The sequence below is a fragment of the Rhizobium sp. MHM7A genome (assembly GCF_005862215.1).
Classification (GTDB): Bacteria; Pseudomonadota; Alphaproteobacteria; order Rhizobiales; family Rhizobiaceae; genus Rhizobium; species Rhizobium bangladeshense.
Map to the genome: position 1 here is coordinate 708,923 of NZ_VCHT01000002.1, position 20,266 is coordinate 729,188.

Below are 20,266 nucleotides of genomic sequence, written 5' to 3' on the forward strand. Positions count from 1 at the left end.
GCGGGGAAAGGGAGGAGATATCATGGTCGAGATTCCGTCCGGCGGCGCAGATGTCATCCCGCCCGCTGAAGTCGAGGATGTCGAGCTTTATCATCCGCATAGCTGGTGGACGAAATATGTATTCAGCCAGGATGCCAAGATCATCGCCGTGCAATATTCGGTGACCGCCATCTCGATCGGTCTGGTGGCGCTGGTGCTCTCCTGGCTGATGCGGATTCAGCTCGCCTTTCCCGGCTATTTCACCTTCCTCGATGCCGATCACTATTATCAGTTCATCACCATGCACGGCATGATCATGGTGATCTACCTGCTGACTGCGCTCTTCCTCGGCGGCTTCGGCAACTACCTCATTCCGCTGATGGTCGGCGCGCGCGACATGGTGTTCCCTTACGCCAACATGCTGAGCTACTGGATCTATCTGCTGGCCGTTCTGATCCTCGCCGCCGGTTTTTTTGCGCCCGGCGGCCCGACGGGGGCCGGCTGGACGCTTTATCCGCCACAGGCGGTTCTGTCAGGCACGCCAGGCGGCAAGGACTGGGGCATCCTGCTCATGCTCACTTCGCTGATCGTCTTCATCATCGGCTTCACCATGGGCGGGCTGAACTATGTGGTAACAGTGCTGCAGGGACGCGCGCGGGGCATGACGCTGATGCGCATGCCGCTTACCGTCTGGGGCATCTTCACCGCGACCGTCATGGCGCTGCTCGCCTTTCCCGCGCTCTTCGTCGCCTGCGTCATGATGATGTTCGACCGCCTGCTCGGCACCAGCTTCTTCATGCCCGCCATCGTCGAAATGGGCGAGCAGCTGAAACACGGCGGCGGCAGCCCGATCCTGTTCCAGCACCTGTTCTGGTTCTTCGGGCATCCGGAAGTCTATATCGTCGCGCTGCCGGCCTTCGGCATCGTTTCCGACCTGATCAGCACCCATGCGCGCAAGAACATCTTCGGCTACCGCATGATGGTCTGGGCGATCGTCATCATCGGGGCGCTCAGCTTCATCGTCTGGGCGCACCACATGTATGTCAGCGGCATGAACCCGGCCTTCGGCTTCTTCTTCGCCACCACGACGCTGATCATCGCCGTCCCGACGGCGATCAAGGTCTATAACTGGGTGCTGACGCTCTGGCGCGGCGACATCCATCTGACGCTCCCGATGCTTTTCGCGCTCGCCTTCATCGTCACTTTCGTCAATGGCGGGCTGACCGGCCTGTTCCTCGGCAACGTCGTCGTCGACGTGCCGCTGTCGGATACGATGTTCGTCGTCGCACATTTCCACATGGTCATGGGCGTGGCGCCGATCCTCGTCATCTTCGGGGCGATCTATCACTGGTATCCGAAGGTCACGGGGCGCATGCTGAACGAGGCGCTCGGGCAGATCCATTTCTGGGTCACTTTCCTCGGCACCTATGCGATCTTCTTTCCGATGCATTACCTCGGCCTGCTCGGGGTGCCGCGCCGTTACTTCGAGCTCGGTGAGATCGCCTTCGTTCCGCCGTCCGCTCATAGTCTGAACGTGTTCATAACGGTCATGGCGCTCGTCGTCGGCGCGGCGCAGATCGTCTTCCTGTTCAACCTGGTCTGGAGCCTTTCGCGGGGCAGGGAAGCGGGCGGCAATCCATGGCGGGCAACGACGCTCGAATGGCAGACGCCGCAGACGCCGCCCGCGCACGGAAACTGGGGCAAGGAGCTGCCGGTGGTCTATCGCTGGGCCTATGATTACAGCGTGCCTGGCGCTGCCGAGGATTTCATTCCGCAGACAGAGCCGGCGGGCGGGAGCGTAACCCGGGAGAGCCCGGCATGAACGTCACGCTGATCTTCCTCGCGGCAATCATCGCCATCATCCTCTGGTGGCTTGCCGGACAGCGGCTGACCTCGAAGCCCTGGCTCGAAACCGGTTCGGTGCATCTGCCGGCTCATGACGGCGCCGATCGGCCGCCGGTGCCGGCGGTCAAGGTCGGACTGTTCGTGTTTCTCGGAGTCGTCGGGGCTCTCTTCAGTCTTGCCGTCAGCGCCTATTTCATGCGCATGGCATCGGCCGACTGGTGGGGGATGCCGGTTCCGCGCCTCCTCTGGGTGAACACTGCGGCCCTGATCTTAAGCAGCGCGGCGCTGGAATGGGCGAAAGGCGAAGCGCGGCATGGCCGCATGGACCGTCTGCGGCCGGCGCTTGCCATGGCAATGGCCCTTGCCGTCTTCTTTCTCGTCGGACAGATCCAAGCCTGGCGGGAGCTCGTGGCGGCCGGCTACGTGCTTGCCGACAATCCTGCCAACAGCTTCTTCTATATGCTGACCGGCATGCACGGCCTGCATATTCTCGGCGGACTTGCCGTGGTTGCCTACACGACCGTGAAGGCATTCGCCAGCGAAGCTTCGACGGACAGGCTCAGCCTCCGCGTCGATCTATCGGCCGTCTATTCGCATTTCATGCTTGCCGTCTGGCTCCTGCTCTTTGCGCTCTTTGCAGGGTGGGCGAACGATTTCGTCGATCTCTGCCGCACGTTGCTGAGCTAGCGCAATTCCAGCAAAAGTGTGCAGCGGTTTTGCGTCCGGAATTGCGTAAGAACAATGAGATAGGGCCTGAACCGAGGAGGTTTGGACATGACACGGATTATCCAGACACATGGCGAGCCCGGCCTCAGGTCGGCGGGCCTGCGCGGTGTCGCGGCCGATTTCGCTTCGGATCAACGCGCCTTCAAGACCGCCTCCTGGGGCAAGGCGATGATGTGGATCTTTCTCTTGAGCGACACCTTCGTCTTCGGCTGTTTCCTGATTGCCTACATGACCGCCCGCATGTCGACGCCGGTCGCGTGGCCCAATCCGAGCGAGGTCTTCGCGCTCCATATCGGCGGCCAGGACGTTCCGCTGATCCTGATCGCGATCATGACCTTCGTGTTGATCTCGAGCAGCGGCACCATGGCCATGGCGGTCAATTTCGGCTATCGCCGCGACCGCGGGAAGACGGCGGCGCTGATGCTGCTGACAGCGCTTCTCGGGGCAACCTTCGTCGGCATGCAGGCTTTCGAATGGACGAAGCTGATCACCGAAGGCGTGCGCCCCTGGGAGAACCCATGGGGGGCGGCGCAATTCGGATCGACCTTCTTCATGATAACGGGCTTTCACGGCACCCATGTCACGATCGGTGTCATCTTCCTCTTCATCGTCGCCCGCAAGGTCTGGCGCGGCGATTTCGACGAGGAACGGCGCGGCTTCTTCACCAGCCGGCGAGGGCAGTACGAGGCTGTCGAGATCATGGGCCTCTACTGGCATTTCGTCGATCTGGTCTGGGTTTTCATCTTCGCGTTTTTCTATCTGTGGTGAGGTCGTCATGAGCGAGACAACGGCACACGCCCAAACCCAAACGGTGCATGCACAGGCACACACCGGGCAGCAGCACCCGATCCGGCTCTATCTCTTCGTCTGGGGCCTGCTCTTCGTGCTCAGCGCCTTTTCCTACATGGTCGATTATCTCGGCCTTCAAGGTTATGTCAGGTGGACGCTGATCCTCGTGTTCATGATGCTGAAGGCCGGCCTGATCGTCGCCGTCTTCATGCATATGGCCTGGGAGCGGCTGGCGCTCGTCTACGCCATCCTGCTGCCGCCGGTGCTGGTGCTGGTCTTCGTGGCACTGATGGTGTCGGAAGCGGATTATACGATCTTCACCCGGCTCGCCTTTTTCGGGGCTACGCCCTGAGCGGCGCTATTCGCCCAGGCGAACTCTCACCTCCCACCACCCCTGCACGGGAAAGCGGGCAACTGCCTTCCGATTTTGGGGCCGATGCGGTAGCTTCCAATCGTCGGGAGGAGGCTTGATATGGCTGAAGTCGTGTTATTCCATCATGCACAGGGGTTGACCTCTGGCGTGCATGCCTTCGCTGACGAGATCAGGGCAGCCGGCCACATCGTGCACACTCCCGACCTATTCAACGGACGCACCTTCGAGAGCATCGAGGAGGGGCTCGCCCATGTCGGCGAGATCGGATTCGAATCTGTGAGGGAACGCGGCGTTCGGATCGCTGGCGAACTGCCTCCCGAACTGGTCTATGCCGGCTTTTCATTCGGCGTGCTGCCAGCGCAGAAGTTGGCGCAAACACGGCCTGGAGCTCGCGGGGCTCTGCTTTTCCATTCCTGTCTGCCGATCAGCGGCGAGTGGGCCTTCGGACCTTGGCCGGACGGCGTCCCGGTCCAGATCCACGGCATGGACAAGGACCCGATCTTCGTCGGCGAGGGCGATATTGATGCCGCCCGCGAGATCGTGGCGAAGGTCGCTGACGCGGAGCTCTTTCTCTATCCCGGCGACCAGCATTACTTCGCCGACAGCTCGCTTCCGTCATATGACGCTGATGCAACCGCGCTCCTCACTGCCCGCGTGCTTGCGTTTCTGGGGCGCGTCTGATTTCGGCGTTCATGGCTTGCTCTTACCCAGCGGCCGACAATCCAAAAAATGTCCGGTAAACGCGTCCTAAAACATAATGAAGGTCGCGCTCAAAGGCGGACTCGGCGATGATAGCGCCGTTTGCCATTCCGATCTTAGAACCCCATGATCTTCATTCCTCTTCCCTTCGTCGCTGCGCTCCTGCTGCTCATCCTGTTCGTTGTGGTCCTCAGGCGCGACGAGGAGGCGGCGCCGAACCTGCCTTTTCTGGCGCTGATTCTGCTTTCGGCGCTGCAATCCGTGCTTTCCGGCCTGCGTTGGGGTTATGGCGTGCAAGCGGTGGGGCTGGTTGCGCCCGTGACGGCGGCGATGGTGCCGCCCCTTGCCTATGCCGGGGTTTCCAGACTGGTGAGGACGAGCCGGCGGCCGCTTGCGGCGCGGATCGGGCTGCATGCCTTGCCCGTTATCCTCATCCTGCTGCTGGTAGCCTCCTGGCGGGATGCGATCGACATGGCGCTGGTGCTCGTCTTCATCGGTTATGCGCTGGCGATCCTGCTTTTGATGCGGCCGGGCGCGGATGCGCTGCGGCTCGCCCCCTTCGAAGGCGCCGTGCCGGCCTATCGGGCCATCATCTTCGCGGCCGCCGCACTGTGTCTCTCGGCCGCCGTCGATATCTTTGTCTTTCTCGATTTGACCTCGGCACATGGCGAGCGGGCGCTGGCGCTGATCAGCGTGGGAAACCTCGCCGCCCTCGTTATCCTCGGCATTGCGGCGGCGGCTGCCAGCCGCAGCCGGGCGCCGGCGGAGATGGCGGAGGCAGCGCCGAGGCCAGAATCCAGCGAGGATAAGGAAACGATTGCGGCAGTCGACGCGCTGATGGAGGCGAAGAAGCTCTACCGCGACGCCAATCTCAACCTCGACCGGCTCGCCCGCAAGGCAGGCATCCCCGCCCGCCAGATCTCGGCAGCAATCAACCGGGCGATGGATAAGAACGTCTCGCAATATGTCAATGACTACAGGATCGGCGAGGCCTGCCGCCTGCTGTCCGCTACCGAAAAATCGGTGACCGAGGTGATGTTCGAGGTCGGCTTCCAGACGAAATCGAATTTCAATCGCGAGTTCAGGCGGGTGACCGATATGACGCCGGTGGCTTGGCGACAGAGGAGGGGATGAGGGCTTGGCCGCCCGTCTCCCTCGTGGCCCCGGCCCTTGGCGTGTCCACATCGGGATGAGAACTGATCGCGGTGTGCCATGTCGCATAAACGTTGACGCGCGCCCGCCTTCCGGTGAACCAAGCGCCGCGCTCTTTCTCCGCACTCATCCATCCACATAGCGCGACCACCACGTACACAATCGCGATCGAGGACCGCCTGAATCATGTTCGAGGTCGCGGTTTTACCGCCGGCGGCCATTCTGTCGGCATGAACACGACATCGGAACATGAACGACACCTTGCCGCCAGCCTCAGATCGCTTTCGATCGAGCCCGCGGCCTTCGAGACGCAGCCGCCGGAACGCCGAGCCCGGTGGCTGCGAGTGTCGACGATGCTGGTCCTTGCGGGGGCGGTGTCGCTGACGGCGGTTCTTCTTTATCGGCCGGATGCGCTGGAGCGGATCGAGGCGACGCTTGCAAGGCTTATGGACGGCGACGCAGCGTTATCGGCTGGTGGAGCGGCGCTGCCAGTCATGGCTTTGCCTGAGGATACGGCGGTCGACAAAGCCACGCCTAATCAGGACACCGTCGCACCGACCAGGGGTGCGACCGCGCCGAGCCGCGAGATCAGCGGCTCCGGTTATGTCGTGGCGCCCGACATCGCCACCGTCTTTTCCAAGTATGAGGGGCGGATCGTCGCCGTCGAGGTAGAGGCGGGCGATCGGGTCGTGGCCGGCCAGTTGCTCGTGCGGCTCGATGATGCGGGCGCAGGCTTTGCGCTTCGTGGCGCTTACATAGCAAGACGGGTGGCGGAGCTGACGTTGGAGGCGAGGAATATTGCGCTCGTTCAGGCGCGGTCTTCGCTGGATCGTGCAGAGCGGTTGGCTGAGCATGATGCCATGTCGGCCGAGGCGATGGAGGCGGCGCGTACTGCCTTCGAAATAGCCGGCAATGCCGCGGCACAGGCGAGACAGGATCTCGAAAAGGCGAAGCTCGATATCGATAGGGTGCGCGAGCAGATGGAGGCGCTGGCCGTGCGGGCGCCAATTTCTGGCACGGTGACGCGGCTCGATGCCCATGCCGGCGACACGGTACTGTCACGCGAGGATAGCGTGCGGGAGAACGAAAGCCTGCTCGCCATCACCGATATGACCAGCCTGGCGATCGATGCCGATGTCGCCGAGGCCAACATGGCGCTGCTGCGGCCGGGTCTCCAAGGCGAGGCGGTGCTCGACGGCTTCCCCGATGAGCCCTTCGCGGTCGAAGTGGCGAAAGTTGCGCCGGTCATTTCCAAGGAGAAGGGCACGGTGACGTTGCGCCTATCGCCCTCTTCGCCGTTGCCGGCCATGCGGCCTGCAATGGCCGTGCGCATCCGGCTGGTGGTTGGCGGGGAGCCAGCGGGTACCCATCAGACGGCCCCGTCCTATCAAGGCCCCGGCCGCTGGCCTGCGCATCTCAGGTGAGGGCTGATCGGTGTGCTGCGAGCTGATCGGTTCCTGTGGGAACCGTCAAACCCATGACCAGTAACCGCAAAGGAACAGAAGCATGACAGACATCACAGAAGCCTATATCGCCCTAGCCGGCGTCAGGAAGTCCTTCAGGATCGGAGCGGAGACGATACCGATTTTTTCCGGACTCGATCTTTCCATTCCTCGCGGCGATTTCGTCGCTGTCATGGGGCCTTCTGGTTCCGGGAAGTCGACATTGCTCAATATGCTCGGTGGTATCGACAGTCCCGATTCCGGCGAAATCAGGGTCGGCCGCAGCCATCTCGAGCAGATGGGCGAAGGGGCAAGAGCGGTCTGGCGGGCACATGCCATGGGCATCGTCTTCCAGTTCTACAATCTGCTGCCGATGCTGAATGCGGCGGAGAACATCGAGCTGCCGCTGCTATTGAAGCCGCTCGGCCGCAAAGAGCGGCGGGCCCGCGTCGACACGGTCATGGATCTCGTCGGGCTCGCGGGCCGCCAGCGGCAGTTTCCGTCGAGCATGTCCGGCGGGCAGCGACAGCGCGTCGGCATTGCGCGCGCCATCGTCACCGATCCCGATCTCATTCTCTGCGACGAGCCGACCGGCGATCTCGATCGCAAATCAGCCGATGATATCCTGGAGATGCTGAGCTTTCTCAATTGCGAGCTTCAGAAGACCATCATCATGGTCACGCATGATCCCGAGGCCGCTTGCTTCGCCCGGCGCACGCTGCGTCTCAACAAGGGCGAATTCGTCAGCGAGGAAAGGGCGGGCCGATGACCTTCTTCCAGCTCATGCGGCGCAATGTCTGGCGCAAGCGGCTGCGCGCCATTTTGCTGATGTTTTCAGTCGGCATCGCCTTCCTGATCTACGGGCTTACGGCGAGCTTCGTCAGCGGCAGCCTAGGGGCGGCGGGCGCCAGCGACAATCTGCTCGGCGTCTTCAACAAGTCCAGCCGCGGGCTGCCGCTGCCACTGGCATACCTCAACCGAATTGCGGCCGAGGGCGATGTCGCGGCGGTCGCCTATACCGCGAGGATGCGGGGTTTCGTCGAGGTGGAAAAGAACGTGGTTGCCGTCAGCGCCGTCGATTCACAGGCGATCGCCGCGGCCAATGGCGACGAGTTGAGACTGACGCCGGAGCTGATCGCGGCAATGGAAGAGGCGGGCGATCGGGTGCTGGTCGGCAGGGCTCTAGCAGAAGCTGAGGGCTGGTCGATCGGCCAGCGCATCGGATTTACCGGGCAGCTTAGGGCTGACGGCAGCCGGAATTGGAGCTTCACGATCGCGGGCATTTTTGAGGGCGCACATGCCAGCACGGACACCTATTTCATGCTCGCCCGCTACGACGCCATCAATGCCGCCCGGGCGCGCAACAAGGATACGGTCGACGCCTTCGTGGTACGTCCGCGCCCGGGCGTATCGCCAAGTGTGCTGGCGGCGCGGATCGATGCTCTATTCGCGAATTCGGCGGCGCAGACGAGGACGCAGTCGGAAAAGCAGTTTCTTGAAGCGTTTCTCCGGCAATTCGCTGACATCGGCCTGATCGTGAGCCTCGTCGTGGGGGCGGCCTTCGTTACTGTCCTGATGATCGCGGTCAACACTATGCTCTTTGCGGTGAGGGAGCGGCGTTTCGAGATCGGCGTGTTGAAGGTGCTCGGCTTTTCCAGTCAGCGGATTCTCGGGCTCATTCTTGGTGAGACGTTGTTTATCTTTCTTGTCGGCGGCGCCGGCGGACTTGTTCTCGCCAAGCTTGCGACGCTTTCCATCGGCCCGGAGTTCGGGCTCGTCTTCGGCACGACCGTGCTCGCGAAATCTCTCTCCATCATGGCGGAGCTCGGCCTGCTGACCGGCCTGCTGCCTGCGGTGATCGCCGTGCGCTTGCCCATCATCAACGCCTTCAGAACGAGATAACCCAATGTCGTCAACGCTCAAGCAGACTTTTCTCATGATTAGAGTCAACCTTGGGAGCCTGCCGCGACGGCTGTGGATCTCGTTGTCGATGGTGCTGTCGGTCGCCCTTGTCGTGGCGGTGCTCTCAGGTTTCCTGGCGTTGGCGCGCGGTTTCGAGGCCGCGCTGGCGGGCGCCGGCTCGCCTGATATCGCCGTGATTCTCGGCGGCGGCACAAACCAGGAGACCGGTTCGGAGGTGCCAGCCGAGGCAATCCGCAGCCTTGTGGCCGTGAGCGGTGATACGGGCGTTGCCCGCGACGGAGCGGGCTGGCCAGTATTGTCACGCGAGACCGTCGTTCCCGTCGATATCAGACAAGGCGAAGGCGTCGAGCAGACGCTGTCGCTCAGGGGGATGGATCCGGCCGGCCCCAGTCTGCGCAAAGACACGCGGCTTGTGCGAGGCCAGATGTTTTCGCAGGGCGCGCGCGAGATCGTCGTCGGCGCCCGCACAGCCGATACCTTTCCCGGCTTCGCAGTCGGCGACACGATCCGCTTCGGCGCGCTCGACTGGAGGATCGTCGGGCATTTCAGTTCAGGCGGCAGCGCCTTTGAATCCGAGATCTGGGCGGATCTGGAGGCGGTGCAGGCGGCCTTCGACCGGCAGGGGCAGGTACAGAGCCTTCGTATGCGGCTCGATGGCGGAGGCGATCCCGCAAGAGCGCTGGCGACGTTGCGTGATCGTCTGTCGGCCTTGCCCGGCACACCGCTCGTCGCCGTCTCCGAGACTGATCTCTACGCCCGCCAGGCCGAGCGGACTGAAAGCCTGATCCGCCTGTTCGGCTGGCCGGTCGCGCTGCTGATGGCGGTCGGTGCGGCGGCGGGCGCATTGAATACGATGATGAGTTCGGTTTCCGACCGCAGCATCGAGATTGCGACGCTACGCCTCCTCGGCTTTGCCCGCCTGCCGGCCTTCACCGCCACCTGGGTGGAGGCGGTGCTCCTGTCGGTGGCCGGCGCCGGCCTCGGCGTCTTAGCCTCCAGGCTCGTTTTCGACGGTTGGCAGGCAAGCACGATGGGCGCCAACAACACCAGGATTGCCTTTCAGCTCGACGTCACTCCCGACGTAGTCTTCACCGCCGGCCTGCTGGGCCTTGCCATCGGCATCCTCGGCGGCGCGCTGCCTGCGATGGTCGCCGCGCGGCTGCCGCTGACTTCGGCGTTACAGGCGAGGGGAGAAGTGGCGCAGAGATGATCACCCATCCCCGTGGTGCAAGACGGCCTAGCGGGCCTTCTCACCGTGGCGGCCGATCGGCATGCGTGTCGCTGTGGCCCGGGGATAAGCGAGCAGAATCAGGAGCTGTGCAGCCTGGACGCGAGGTACTTCCCGCCCGTGGTTCCTCGATTTATTCGCCTATGGGTCGTTGTTTTCCCGTTTTGAGTTGCGGCTTTTCGGCGCCTCATCAGACCCGGCGCCAATGCTTGTGGAATAAGGCTCGCTAACAGGTCCGCTGCCGCATTGACAACATCTTCTCGCCTTGTTGCCATGGCCGTTTGCCCCCGCCGCAGGCGATCGGCCGATCCTGGTCGATCCCGATGGCGACACAGCGATCCGACGAACAGGGCAACATGGCGATATGACAATCTACTATGTGAACTCAGCAGCTGGTTCCGACCGCAACAGCGGAACGACCCAGAACTCGGCTTTTGCGACTTTGTCCAAAGTGGAATCCTTGACGCTGAAACCAGGGGACAGCGTGCTTCTTGCCAAGGGGAGCGTGTTCAACGAACAGTTCGATATCAAATATTCCGGCAGCGAGAGTGCGCCGATCACGATCGGCAGCTACGGCACCGGCGCCGCACCCGTTATCCATAGCGGCGGTGACGGCATTCATAGTCTCTATGCCTCGAACATCGTGATCGAGAACCTCAAGATATCGAATACCGGCGGCCCTGGTATTTATGCTGGCAACGTCAAGAACTGGACGGTCCGAGACGTCGAGATCGCCAAGACCGGTTTGTCACAAAGCGACGGTGCCGTCACCTTCAGGAGCAGCCAGAACGTCACGATCGAAGACAGCAAGATAACGGGCGTTAACGGCGACGGCTTCTGGATCGAGAAGGTCAGCGGCATAAAGCTTCTCAACAACACCGTCACCAGCGCGAACGGCTCGAGGGCCGATGCCGTACAGATGAACGACAGCAGCAATATTCTGATCAAGGGCAATCATCTCGATCAGACCGATGCCGATAGTCCAAAGGGCGTCATAGCACTGGTACGGGCCACGAATGCGGTGATCGAAGATAATGTGCTGACCGGCGGCGGCTTCGGCATCAGCGCGCCTGCGGGCAAGAATATCGCGATCCGCGACAACGACATCTCCGGATATCACGGTTACGACTGGTCCTTCGCCATTGGCCTCGGCGATCAGGGCAATTCGCAGGACTATGATATAGCCGGCAACTACATCCATGACGGCGCGTGGGGAGTGGTCGTCACCGCCTCCAGCGACACCAGCTACAGCCGCACCAATATCAAGGTCCATGACAATGTCTTCGACGACCTCACGCAGGCGGCGCTGAAGGTCGACAGGCCGGCATCCGGCTCCTTTTACGACAATACGATGGAGAGCGGCGTCAAGGCCACCAGTATATCGCCGGCCATCGCCGACGCGCATACTTTTACGGTCAAAAACAACCAGACGGTCGCCAATGTCGATACGATGCTGGCGAGCTCGGTTGCCGAGACTGCAGTAATGACGGAGGCGTCCGCCGATTCGGCCGTTGTCGCTGTGCACGACAATTTGAAGATCTTCACCGATACGGGGGCGGCCCATCGCGGCAACCTCCTCGAAAACGACAGCTCGGAGAACGGCACGCTGGCGCTTCGCCGCTTCGGTGACGAAAGCGTCGGCAAGCACGGCCTGACTTTGACTGGCGACTACGGCGTCATTCACGTGGACCGGGAAGGCAACTACGCCTATACGCTCGATGAAACGAAGCTTCCCGATCACAGCGGACATGTGAGCGAATCCTTCAGTTACGGGATCAATGACGGAACCTCGCATCATAGCGACACGGATACACTGACCGTCTTCGTCCATCTGGATGGCTTGCTGAGCTGAGGGCGAGGGGCGGGCTGATCACCCGCCCTCGTCCTTCGGGGCTGTCTCGCCCCGAACCTTCGCGACAACATGGCGCGTTACCGTTTCATTCACCTTTCGGTCTTTGTTTTCTAGATTATTTTCTCGTAAGTTGTATTCTTCGGGACGTAGCCTCCGCCAGGCGCTTCCCGAGAGCAGGCAGGCCCATAGGCCCGCCTACCGCCGTAACGGCAATAGAACGCCATCTCTTGAGCGTGGCCTTCAGCTCTCGACCGCATCCGATTCACTCGTTGCAGCCGGCCAGACGGCTGCGCGACAATGCGAGAACAAGGCGATATGACAGTTTATTATGTGAATTCAGCGACCGGCTCCAACACCAATGCCGGCACGAGTGCAGACGCGCCCTTTGCGTCGTTTTGGGCGGTGGAGAACCTGAAGCTGCAGCCGGGCGACAGCGTGCTGCTCGCCGCCGGCACCGTGTATAACGATCAGCTTGACCTGAAATATTCCGGCACCGTCGCCGCCCCGATCACTATCGGCAGCTACGGCGTCGGCGACGCGCCTGTCATTCACAGCCCCAATGACGGCATTCATAGTCTCTATGCGTCGAACATCGTCATCGAGAATATAAAGATATCAGACACCGGCGGCGCGGCCATCTATGGCGGTTATGTCTCAAATTGGACCGTTCGTAACGTCGAGGTCGATCATACCGGGTTGACGAAATCCGGTTCCATCACCTTCCGCACCGGCTCGAACATCACGATCGAAAACAGCACGATCAACGACGTCAACGGCGACGGCATCTGGATCGAGAAGATCAAGGGCGTCACTCTTCTCAACAACACCGTCACCAATGCCCACGGCACGGCGGCGGATGCCGTACAGTTAAACGACAGCAGCAACATCGTCATCAGCGGCAATTATTTCGATCAGACAGGTGCCGTGACGCCAAAGGGCGTACTGACGCTCGTCCGGCCGGTGGACGCTGTGATCGAGGGGAACACCATCATCGGCGGCGGCTTCGGGATCAGCGCGCAGGCCGGCACGAATATTGCCATCCAGGATAACGATATCTCCGGCTATGGCGGCTACAGCTGGTCTTACGCCATCGGTCTCGGCGACTCGGGCGACACGCGCAACTACGATATATCAGGCAACTATATCCATGACGGCGTCTGGGGCGTGGCGATCAGTTCCGCCGGCACGGCGACCTATGTTCGTGAGGGCATTGATATCTACGGCAACCTCTTCGATGACCTGACCCAGGCAGCCTTGAAGATTGACCGGCCGGCGTCCGGATCCTTCCACGATAATTTCATTGCAAGCGATGTCACGCCATATAGCATCTCCCCCTCGGTCATCGCCGCAGGCACCTTTCCCGTCAGCGACAATACGACCATCGAAGCAGGTCTCACCACGCTTGCAAGCGCCGACAGTCTCGTCGCCACCGATGCAAGCGTCAGCCTCATGTCCGATGCCGGGCTCACATCTCACGACGGTATAAACCTTGCTTCCGACAAGACCGGATCAGATAAGGTCGGCGCCCATCAGAACGACCTTGTCGCGGAAAATGGTATATCGGATGGAACCCTGCTGCTTCGTCACTTCGGGGAGGCGGCTTTCGAAAAGCACGGGCTGACGCCTGGCAATGGCGATCACGGCGTCACGATTGAAGCAGCCGATCTCACCGGCCCCGAAAGCGGCAGCGGAATTTCCTTTCATGAGACCGCGCCTCTGCCGTCGCATCATACCGAATCGGACACGCCGATCTTCTCCATCCATCAAGATGGCGTGCTGCACTGAGAATAGCTCCAGCGTGTCGCCGCTGCCGGAATGCCGTGGGCGGCACGGGCGCTCAGCGGTCGCCGAGCAGAATTCTCAAGACGTCGGTTTCGATTTCGGCGCAGATAATCTCATATTCAGCGATGATCGCAGGATCGGCCGATATATCCCTGCGCATGCGGTCGAGGACGGAGCAGGCCTCGCCATAGGTGCCGCATAACTCGTAAAGATGGGACCGGCTCGCTGCGGCGGCTCTGATCGTCGCCCGCGTTGCCGGCAACCTCATCATCAGCCTCGCCAGCCCCTGTTCAGCGGCATGCTTGGCTATGTGGGCGATGCGTTCCTCTCTGACCATGCCATCATCCCTCGCTGCCTGTATTCTGCTGTCGAGGGTAGTACGCAGAAATGCCGCGTCTGGTTTCATGCCTGATGCGGGAAAGATTCCAGCTCGACGCGATCGGCTCAGGAAGAAAGGCCGATTGTGATCGTGGCGGACAGAACACCGCCTTCGAGTTTTTCGAAATCGAATATGTGATCGGCAGCGTTCTCAGGGATGAGACCATCATCGTCGTTGCGGGTATTGCGGGGAGGGCGTCCAAGATAATCGGGATGCTCGCCATAAATGATGTCGCTCAACGTATCGTCGAAATAGACCTGGCTGACGAGAAGTTCCTTGCCTTCCACCAGGATGCGGCAGTGCACGTGCGGTGTACGGCCCTCATACCATCCCGGATAGGCGGTCAAAAAACTTGCCTGCCCGGCCTCATCGGTCCGCTGGCGGCCGCGAAAGGCGAGCCCGCTTACGGCCTCGGCATCGCTCAGCGTACACATTTTGGCAGCGTCTCGGCCGGAATAAATGCCACGATGATGGGTATGCCAGATTTCGATGTCGGCGTTTTGGACCGGACGGCAATTGGCTGCATGGACGATACGGACGGCCAGCCGCAATGGCAGTCCGGCTTTTCCTTCCGAGATATCCTGCCGGGCTGGAACGTCGTTGACATGGCAGGGGCCAAGGGTCTGGGCGACGGTCACCACGCAATTCGGGCGAGTGCGGAAGAGCGGCGGGGGAAGCTTTGCCAATGCAACAGACTTGGTGCCGCCGCTCAGGAAATCAGTGCCCTTCCAGTCGAATGGCCTAGCTGCCACCACGATATATCGCCGCGGCCAGATCGCCGCCGCAGCTAGCGATGATGCGACAATCGCCGTGCCACCAAGTACAAGGGTCCGCCTCTTCATGTGTCCTCCTTTGCTTCAGGACGTAGCGTGTAAGGTGGATGGACCGGGACTTCCGGGTAAATCCGGCAATGATCGACGGTGATGAGGCCGCCGGCGCCGAAGCGGGCTGATGCGATCTGGCCTTTATATGGCAACCTGTTCGCCAAGCTCGACGACGCGGTTTGACGGCAGGTTGAAATAGTCGGAGGGATCGATCGCAAAGCCTTCCAACCCCATGAATATCCGTTCCTGCCAGCCGGGCAAACCGGTGTTCGGTGTCCTGACGAGGTTACGGCGACCGAGGTAGAAGGACGTTTTCATGATCTCGAACTTGAAGCCTCCCTCCCGGCAGAGAGCCAGGGCTCTTGTGACATCCGGATCGTCCATGAAGCCGAAGGTAATGTCCAGGCGCACAAACCGCGGCGAGAGCTGGCTGAGTTTGACGCGTCTGCTGTCGGGGACGTAAGGCTCGTCCTCGGTCCAGACGGTCAGGATCACGTTCTGTTCGTGGAGCACATGATTGTGCTTGAGATTGTGGAGCAGAACGCTCGGCGTCCGGTCCGGGACGCTGGTCAGAAAAACCGCGGTTCCCGGAACGGTGACCGGCGAATGGTCCGACTTCCGCTCGATCGACCGGATGAAGGAATCGAGCGGAATTTCGTTGTTGGCGCGCAGTCTCTTCAGGTAGGCCTGCCCGCGGGTCCACGTCCACATCAAAATCATGATCACCAGCGCCAAGGCGACCGGAACCCAGCCGCCGTCATGGATTTTCAACAAATTGGCGGCCAGGAACAAGACTTCGATAAAGAAGAGCGGCAGCAGCAGGGTGACGGCGAGCATGAGAGAGTAGCCCCAGACAGCCCGCAGGAACTGGAAGGACAGCATGGTCGAGATGACCATGGTTCCGGTCACAGAGATGCCGTAGGCAGTGGCCAGCGACTCTGAGTCGCCGAAGGAAAAGATCAGCATCAGTACGCCGACCAGCAGCAGAAGATTGACGCTCGGTACGTAAATTTGCCCGGTGTTGGTCTCCGATGTGAATTTGATCCGCAGCCTTGGCAGGAAGCCGAGATGAACTGCCGAGCGGGCCAAGGAAAACGCGCCGGTGATGACAGCCTGGCTGGCGATGATAGTCGCCATCGTTGCCAGGATGACCACCGGCAGCAGGATCCAATCCGGGTACATCAGAAAGAACGGATTGGTGGCCGTTTCCGGATGGGCGAGAACAAGCGCGCCCTGGCCGAGATAGTTCAGGAGCAATGCCGGAAAGACGAGCACGAACCATGCCGTCTGGATGGGGCGGCGCCCGAAATGCCCGAGATCGGCGTAGAGCGCTTCGGCGCCCGTCACCGTCAGAAAGACGGCGCCGAGCACGATGAGGCCGACGCTGCCGGCATGAGCGAGGAATGAAAGCGCATTGATCGGATTGAGGGCGGCCAGAATCCTCCAGTCGTCGCCGATATGGATCAACCCGCCGACAGCCATGGCAAGAAACCACAAGACCGTTATCGGCCCGAAGAACATAGACACAGCTGCAGTCCCCCTCGACTGCGCAGCAAAGAGAACGATCATGATAGCAGCCGAGGCGAGCGGGACATAATCGGCGAAAGCCGGCGTGACCAGCTTCAGGCCTTCGAGCGCTGACATGACAGAGAGGGCAGGCGTGATCATCGCATCGCCGATGAATAGGGCTGCTCCGATCAAGCCAGCGAAGAACAGCACCGGCACGTTTCGTCCCATCTTCTTCATCAGGAGGGCAAGAAGCGAGAGGGTGCCACCTTCGCCGTCATTGTCCGCCCTGAGCAGGAACAGCACATATTTGAAGGTCACGATGACTGTCAGCGTCCAGACCATCAGCGATATTAGGCCGATCACTTCCGGCTCGTGTACGCCATCGGCAGCAAAGGGCCTGAGCGCCTCGCGAAAGGCATAAAGCGGGCTAGTGCCGATATCGCCATAGACGACGCCGACTGCGCCGACAACCAGTCCGACAAAGCCGCTCCGGCTGGTGCCGTCACCGGTCTTGTCTGCATGTGTTGAAGTCATGTTTCCCCGCTCATGCCGCTTGCCTACAGACAGAAACATATGCCGTATTGGAGAAGGGCAAGTAAATTCGTATCGGTGCAAACTTTTCGTGACGAGGCGAGCATGAATGCCGGGTCGGTATGGCAAGTCGTGAGAAGCTCGGATGAATCGATTTCGGCCGAGAAAATTATGTAGTAGGCATCCGAAATCAGTTTCTAGGCCGGGACCGAGTGAGATGGAACCCACTCAATTGTTCGAACTGGTGGTTGCGATGTTTCTCGCGATCATCGCGTTGCACTACGCTGCCCACAGGCTGGGATTGCCGCCGTCCGTGGCGCTGCTGACCGGCGGCGCTTTGCTGGCCTTCGTGCCGGGGCTGCCGGCGATTACCGTCGATCCCGGACTGGTGCTTGTCATCTTCCTGCCGCCGCTCCTGATGGACGGCGCCTGGGCCATCGCTCTCGTACGGCTGCGGCGCCATGTGATCGGCATCGCCGCGCTCGCCGTCGGGGCGGTATTCTTCACCTGCGCCGTCGTGGCCATCGTGACCCATCTTCTCTTTCCGTCACTTCCCTGGGCCGCCTGTGCCGCGCTTGGCGCGATCGTTTCGCCGCCTGACGCGGTGTCTGCCCGTGCCGTGCTGGAGCGCGTGAGGCTGCCGCGGCGGCTGCAGATTCTGCTGGAAGGCGAGAGTTTGCTCAACGACGCGAGCGGTCTGGTTCTCTTCCGCTTTGCCGTCGCCGCCGCTGCAACGGGGAGCTTCAGCGCGGCCGAGGTGGCTGGCAATTTCTTTGTGCTGGCGCTGGGCGGAGCGGTCGTCGGCGTCGTTGTCGGAACGGCATGGGTGAAATTCGTGCGGCGCTTGGGCGACGAATATCTCATCATCGCCGCTACCGTGCTGCTCGCCTGGATTTCCTATCTGCTCGGCGAATTGCTGCATGTGTCCGGCGTCATCGCCACTGTCACCACGGGTCTGATCGCTTCCTGGCACCAGCACACCGTCTTTTCGGCCGCAACGCGCATGCGAGGAACGTCGTTCTGGAACGTGATGATCTTCCTGATGGAAGCTTCGGTCTTCACATTGATCGGGCTGTCGTTGCGCGATGTCGTCGAGCGCGGCGGCGGTTTCGTCACGGTGATCGCCACCATGGGGCTGCCGATGCTGGCGATCCTCGTGACGCTCGTGATCGCGCGCTTTGCATGGGTCTTCGCTTCGGATTTCGTCATCCGGCTGTGTGCCGAGTTAGGCTTCAACCGCGCCCAGCCGTTGGGCGCCGGCGGCGCCACCGTCCTTAGCTGGGCGGGCGTGCGCGGTGTGGTGACGCTCGCCCTGGCCCTCAGTCTGCCGGCAGAATTTCCCGGCCGCGACTTCATTCTCGCAACGTCATTCGCCGTCATCCTCGGAACCGTGCTCGTCCAGGGAACGACCTTGGGGCGGATTATCGCTTGGGCGCGGCTGGTTGAGCCGGAGACGGAAAAAGCGCGTCTGACAATGAGCCAGGCCGAGGCCGCCATGGCGCAGGCGCAGCTTGGGACCGTGCAAAACCTGGCATACGACAGCGAGGGGAACCTCATCCATCCCCAATTGCTGGAGCGATACCAGCGCCGTGCCACAGCGATCGTCGACTACGCCGCGAGAACAGAACATTATATTCCGGTACTCCACGCTCATTTCGATGTCGTTCTCGAGGCGGTTGCAACCGGACGTCGGGAACTCATTCGCCTCCATCGAGCCGGGGATATCGATGACGAGACGCTGCAGGAGCTGGAACGGGATCTCGATCTCGAGGAATTGAGCGCGATTTCAGCCAAAGCCTGAATTTGCGTCCGGTCGGAACGAAGGCAGCCGATCAGTAATAATTTACGAGCAAGTCGAAGTATTCGATGCGGTCCCTGTAAATATAAATCGCGTCGAAACTAATGGCCTTAGCTCTGCGTCCTTGTGAAGTGTCGGCGGTCGTTCCGCTGAGGTGTCCTTATGGCGCTGGCGTCTCGTCGCTTCCGAAGCCAAACGCTTCATTTTCCGGCTTCACCAACCGAGTGTCTGGAGGTTGTTACATTGTCCGTTTTCAGGGCGGTGTTGCTGGCCAAGTTGAGTTTCGTTTCTGTAAATTCTGAAAAAACGCGGATAAATTGCTTCTAATTGCCGCCACGATTCAAATATACGTTCCGTCCGCGATTTTTTCTTCGCCACATTTCGGATGTTCCAAATTATCCAAACAATGGTGAGAAACAATGAAAATTATTCTCGTCATAGCCCTCACGGTTTTTGCCGTACCGTGTGAGGCCGACATGCTCGTGACGGCTTCAAAATACAATCGCATGCACGAACGTTCCATTTCCTTTCTCAGCATCAATCCCCGCCGAACGTCATGGTGCGGAGCCTTCCTCGCCTTCGTCGCCAAACGATCGTCGCGCCAGCCACCAGCCAATCCCAATATGGCAGTTTCCTGGAAGAGGTTCGGCAAGCCGGTCTTCTTCCGCTCGGCGAGGCGGGGAGATGTCGTTGTTATCCTAAGCGGCAGGCGGTTCCATGTCAGCCTGTTCGATCATTTCGATCAGCGACGCCAATACGTCTATCTCTTCGGCGGCAACCAATCCAACCGGGTGCAACTGTCACGCTACCGAGCCAGCTCGGTCGTTGCCGTTCGACGATGAAGCCAGGTTGCCTTCTGATGCATCCGAATTGCTGATCGACCGTCAATCGACGGCGTCCAGCTCGCACAGCACGCCGTCGACGGGGATGACGGCCAGCCTTTCGCGTTTGATATCGAACCTCCAGGCTTTGACCAGCTTCTCCGATCGATAGGAGCCGTCCGGCTGTTCCGCCATTCTGCCGAGCGCGAAGACGGAGGCATCGGGAAACCGGCTGGATGAGCAATAGGCCGGCTGCAGAAGTTCGTGGCGCGGGCTCGGCTTAGTGATCGTTACCTGGTCGACCATGGTCCAGACGGGGAGGTTTCCATTCATACCGGTCTGGCGTTGAAGTACGAGCGACAGCTTTGCGCCGCATTTGAGCTCGGCTGCCGCATAGGGCGGGCCTCCGGCCTGTCCCGGCAAGACGATCCCGCCGACTTCCACGCAGTCTTTCGCAGGAGGAAGCGTCGATTTTCCACGCGCCTCACTGGTATGGCCGGCGGCCGGGATCAGGGTGAGAAGAGCGACAATCGCGGGGAGATATCGAGACATGGGAAAAGCCATCATTTTTGTTCAACCGCCTTATCGCTGCGAAACAGGCCGCCTCTATGCAA

The 20,266-nt window shown here is 60.9% G+C and carries 18 protein-coding genes; 14 read left to right on the plus strand and 4 right to left on the minus strand.

The features are described 5' to 3' along the window. Window positions 1-22: 22 nt before the first annotated feature. From ctaD to FFR93_RS11725, 12 genes are all read left to right on the plus strand, one after another. Window positions 23-1,801, plus strand: a complete 1,779-nt coding sequence (ctaD, locus tag FFR93_RS11665) for a cytochrome c oxidase subunit I (RefSeq protein ID WP_064705391.1) — start codon at window positions 23-25, stop codon at window positions 1,799-1,801. Then, entirely contained in the window at window positions 1,798-2,511 is a 714-nt protein-coding gene (locus FFR93_RS11670) for a cytochrome c oxidase subunit 3 (protein WP_138393323.1), read from the plus strand. Before ctaD ends, FFR93_RS11670 begins: the two co-directional genes overlap by 4 nt. A gap of 87 nt (window positions 2,512-2,598) precedes the next feature. Beyond that, complete coding sequence (locus FFR93_RS11680; protein WP_064705389.1) at window positions 2,599-3,318, plus strand: heme-copper oxidase subunit III family protein; 720 nt, start codon at window positions 2,599-2,601, stop codon at window positions 3,316-3,318. Between the two features lie 7 nt (window positions 3,319-3,325). After that, on the plus strand, window positions 3,326-3,691 hold the full coding sequence (locus tag FFR93_RS11685) for a cytochrome C oxidase subunit IV family protein (RefSeq protein WP_064705388.1): 366 nt from the start codon (window positions 3,326-3,328) through the stop codon (window positions 3,689-3,691). Window positions 3,692-3,811: 120 nt separating this feature from the next. After that, window positions 3,812-4,393: a dienelactone hydrolase family protein gene (locus FFR93_RS11690; RefSeq protein WP_064705387.1), complete on the plus strand. Its 582-nt coding sequence runs from the start codon at window positions 3,812-3,814 to the stop codon at window positions 4,391-4,393. A gap of 144 nt (window positions 4,394-4,537) precedes the next feature. After that, window positions 4,538-5,545, plus strand: coding sequence for an AraC family transcriptional regulator (locus FFR93_RS11695; RefSeq protein ID WP_138393325.1), 1,008 nt, complete (start codon window positions 4,538-4,540; stop codon window positions 5,543-5,545). 248 nt (window positions 5,546-5,793) lie between these two features. Continuing rightward, entirely contained in the window at window positions 5,794-6,987 is a 1,194-nt protein-coding gene (locus FFR93_RS11700; RefSeq protein ID WP_246661297.1) for an efflux RND transporter periplasmic adaptor subunit, read from the plus strand. A gap of 82 nt (window positions 6,988-7,069) precedes the next feature. Then, window positions 7,070-7,774 carry an ABC transporter ATP-binding protein gene (locus FFR93_RS11705; RefSeq protein WP_138393326.1) on the plus strand — a complete coding sequence of 235 codons (705 nt, stop codon included), beginning with the start codon at window positions 7,070-7,072 and terminating at the stop codon, window positions 7,772-7,774. Further along, window positions 7,771-8,907 carry an FtsX-like permease family protein gene (locus FFR93_RS11710; RefSeq protein WP_138393327.1) on the plus strand — a complete coding sequence of 379 codons (1,137 nt, stop codon included), beginning with the start codon at window positions 7,771-7,773 and terminating at the stop codon, window positions 8,905-8,907. Before FFR93_RS11705 ends, FFR93_RS11710 begins: the two co-directional genes overlap by 4 nt. A 4-nt stretch (window positions 8,908-8,911) precedes the next feature. Then, window positions 8,912-10,138, plus strand: a complete 1,227-nt coding sequence (locus tag FFR93_RS11715) for an ABC transporter permease (protein WP_138393328.1) — start codon at window positions 8,912-8,914, stop codon at window positions 10,136-10,138. 382 nt (window positions 10,139-10,520) lie between these two features. Then, window positions 10,521-12,008 carry a right-handed parallel beta-helix repeat-containing protein gene (locus tag FFR93_RS11720; protein WP_138393329.1) on the plus strand — a complete coding sequence of 496 codons (1,488 nt, stop codon included), beginning with the start codon at window positions 10,521-10,523 and terminating at the stop codon, window positions 12,006-12,008. Window positions 12,009-12,323: 315 nt separating this feature from the next. Next, the gene (locus tag FFR93_RS11725; RefSeq protein WP_171049158.1) at window positions 12,324-13,793 is read left to right on the plus strand and encodes a right-handed parallel beta-helix repeat-containing protein; all 1,470 of its coding nucleotides are present in this window, start codon (window positions 12,324-12,326) and stop codon (window positions 13,791-13,793) included. A 52-nt stretch (window positions 13,794-13,845) separates the two neighbouring features. Here the strand turns inward: FFR93_RS11725 and FFR93_RS11730 are convergent, their stop codons facing one another. The 3 genes from FFR93_RS11730 to FFR93_RS11740 form a co-directional block, all read right to left on the minus strand. Further along, window positions 13,846-14,127 (minus strand): nodulation protein, encoded by a 282-nt coding sequence (locus tag FFR93_RS11730; protein WP_138393331.1) that lies wholly within the window; start codon window positions 14,125-14,127, stop codon window positions 13,846-13,848. Window positions 14,128-14,234: 107 nt separating this feature from the next. Next, window positions 14,235-15,011 carry a protocatechuate 3,4-dioxygenase gene (locus FFR93_RS11735; protein WP_138393332.1) on the minus strand — a complete coding sequence of 259 codons (777 nt, stop codon included), beginning with the start codon at window positions 15,009-15,011 and terminating at the stop codon, window positions 14,235-14,237. A 123-nt stretch (window positions 15,012-15,134) separates the two neighbouring features. Then, a complete protein-coding gene (locus FFR93_RS11740) occupies window positions 15,135-17,036 on the minus strand; it encodes a potassium transporter Kup (protein ID WP_138393333.1) in 1,902 nt (633 codons plus the stop codon). 214 nt (window positions 17,037-17,250) lie between these two features. Here FFR93_RS11740 and FFR93_RS11745 point away from each other — a divergent pair, with 214 nt between their 5' ends. Together FFR93_RS11745 and FFR93_RS11750 are read left to right on the plus strand one after the other, a co-directional pair. Then, window positions 17,251-18,834, plus strand: coding sequence for a Na+/H+ antiporter (locus FFR93_RS11745; protein ID WP_138393334.1), 1,584 nt, complete (start codon window positions 17,251-17,253; stop codon window positions 18,832-18,834). Window positions 18,835-19,250: 416 nt separating this feature from the next. Next, window positions 19,251-19,673: a TIGR02594 family protein gene (locus tag FFR93_RS11750; RefSeq protein WP_138393335.1), complete on the plus strand. Its 423-nt coding sequence runs from the start codon at window positions 19,251-19,253 to the stop codon at window positions 19,671-19,673. Between the two features lie 42 nt (window positions 19,674-19,715). On the opposite strand, the gene FFR93_RS11755 is transcribed toward FFR93_RS11750, so the two are convergent. After that, window positions 19,716-20,204: a hypothetical protein gene (locus FFR93_RS11755; protein WP_171049159.1), complete on the minus strand. Its 489-nt coding sequence runs from the start codon at window positions 20,202-20,204 to the stop codon at window positions 19,716-19,718. Between the last annotated feature and the right edge of the window lie 62 nt (window positions 20,205-20,266).

What these genes read in the sequence shown, in the direction of transcription:
- ctaD (WP_064705391.1), top strand. Translation starts at nt 23, where the DNA reads ATGGTCGAGATTCCGTCCGGCGGCGCAGATGTCATCCCGCCCGCTGAA.
- FFR93_RS11670 (WP_138393323.1), top strand. Translation starts at nt 1,798, where the DNA reads ATGAACGTCACGCTGATCTTCCTCGCGGCAATCATCGCCATCATCCTC.
- FFR93_RS11680 (WP_064705389.1), top strand. Translation starts at nt 2,599, where the DNA reads ATGACACGGATTATCCAGACACATGGCGAGCCCGGCCTCAGGTCGGCG.
- FFR93_RS11685 (WP_064705388.1), top strand. Translation starts at nt 3,326, where the DNA reads ATGAGCGAGACAACGGCACACGCCCAAACCCAAACGGTGCATGCACAG.
- FFR93_RS11690 (WP_064705387.1), top strand. Translation starts at nt 3,812, where the DNA reads ATGGCTGAAGTCGTGTTATTCCATCATGCACAGGGGTTGACCTCTGGC.
- FFR93_RS11695 (WP_138393325.1), top strand. Translation starts at nt 4,538, where the DNA reads ATGATCTTCATTCCTCTTCCCTTCGTCGCTGCGCTCCTGCTGCTCATC.
- FFR93_RS11700 (WP_246661297.1), top strand. Translation starts at nt 5,794, where the DNA reads ATGAACACGACATCGGAACATGAACGACACCTTGCCGCCAGCCTCAGA.
- FFR93_RS11705 (WP_138393326.1), top strand. Translation starts at nt 7,070, where the DNA reads ATGACAGACATCACAGAAGCCTATATCGCCCTAGCCGGCGTCAGGAAG.
- FFR93_RS11710 (WP_138393327.1), top strand. Translation starts at nt 7,771, where the DNA reads ATGACCTTCTTCCAGCTCATGCGGCGCAATGTCTGGCGCAAGCGGCTG.
- FFR93_RS11715 (WP_138393328.1), top strand. Translation starts at nt 8,912, where the DNA reads ATGTCGTCAACGCTCAAGCAGACTTTTCTCATGATTAGAGTCAACCTT.
- FFR93_RS11720 (WP_138393329.1), top strand. Translation starts at nt 10,521, where the DNA reads ATGACAATCTACTATGTGAACTCAGCAGCTGGTTCCGACCGCAACAGC.
- FFR93_RS11725 (WP_171049158.1), top strand. Translation starts at nt 12,324, where the DNA reads ATGACAGTTTATTATGTGAATTCAGCGACCGGCTCCAACACCAATGCC.
- FFR93_RS11730 (WP_138393331.1), bottom strand. Translation starts at nt 14,127, where the DNA reads ATGGTCAGAGAGGAACGCATCGCCCACATAGCCAAGCATGCCGCTGAA.
- FFR93_RS11735 (WP_138393332.1), bottom strand. Translation starts at nt 15,011, where the DNA reads ATGAAGAGGCGGACCCTTGTACTTGGTGGCACGGCGATTGTCGCATCA.
- FFR93_RS11740 (WP_138393333.1), bottom strand. Translation starts at nt 17,036, where the DNA reads ATGACTTCAACACATGCAGACAAGACCGGTGACGGCACCAGCCGGAGC.
- FFR93_RS11745 (WP_138393334.1), top strand. Translation starts at nt 17,251, where the DNA reads ATGGAACCCACTCAATTGTTCGAACTGGTGGTTGCGATGTTTCTCGCG.
- FFR93_RS11750 (WP_138393335.1), top strand. Translation starts at nt 19,251, where the DNA reads ATGAAAATTATTCTCGTCATAGCCCTCACGGTTTTTGCCGTACCGTGT.
- FFR93_RS11755 (WP_171049159.1), bottom strand. Translation starts at nt 20,204, where the DNA reads ATGTCTCGATATCTCCCCGCGATTGTCGCTCTTCTCACCCTGATCCCG.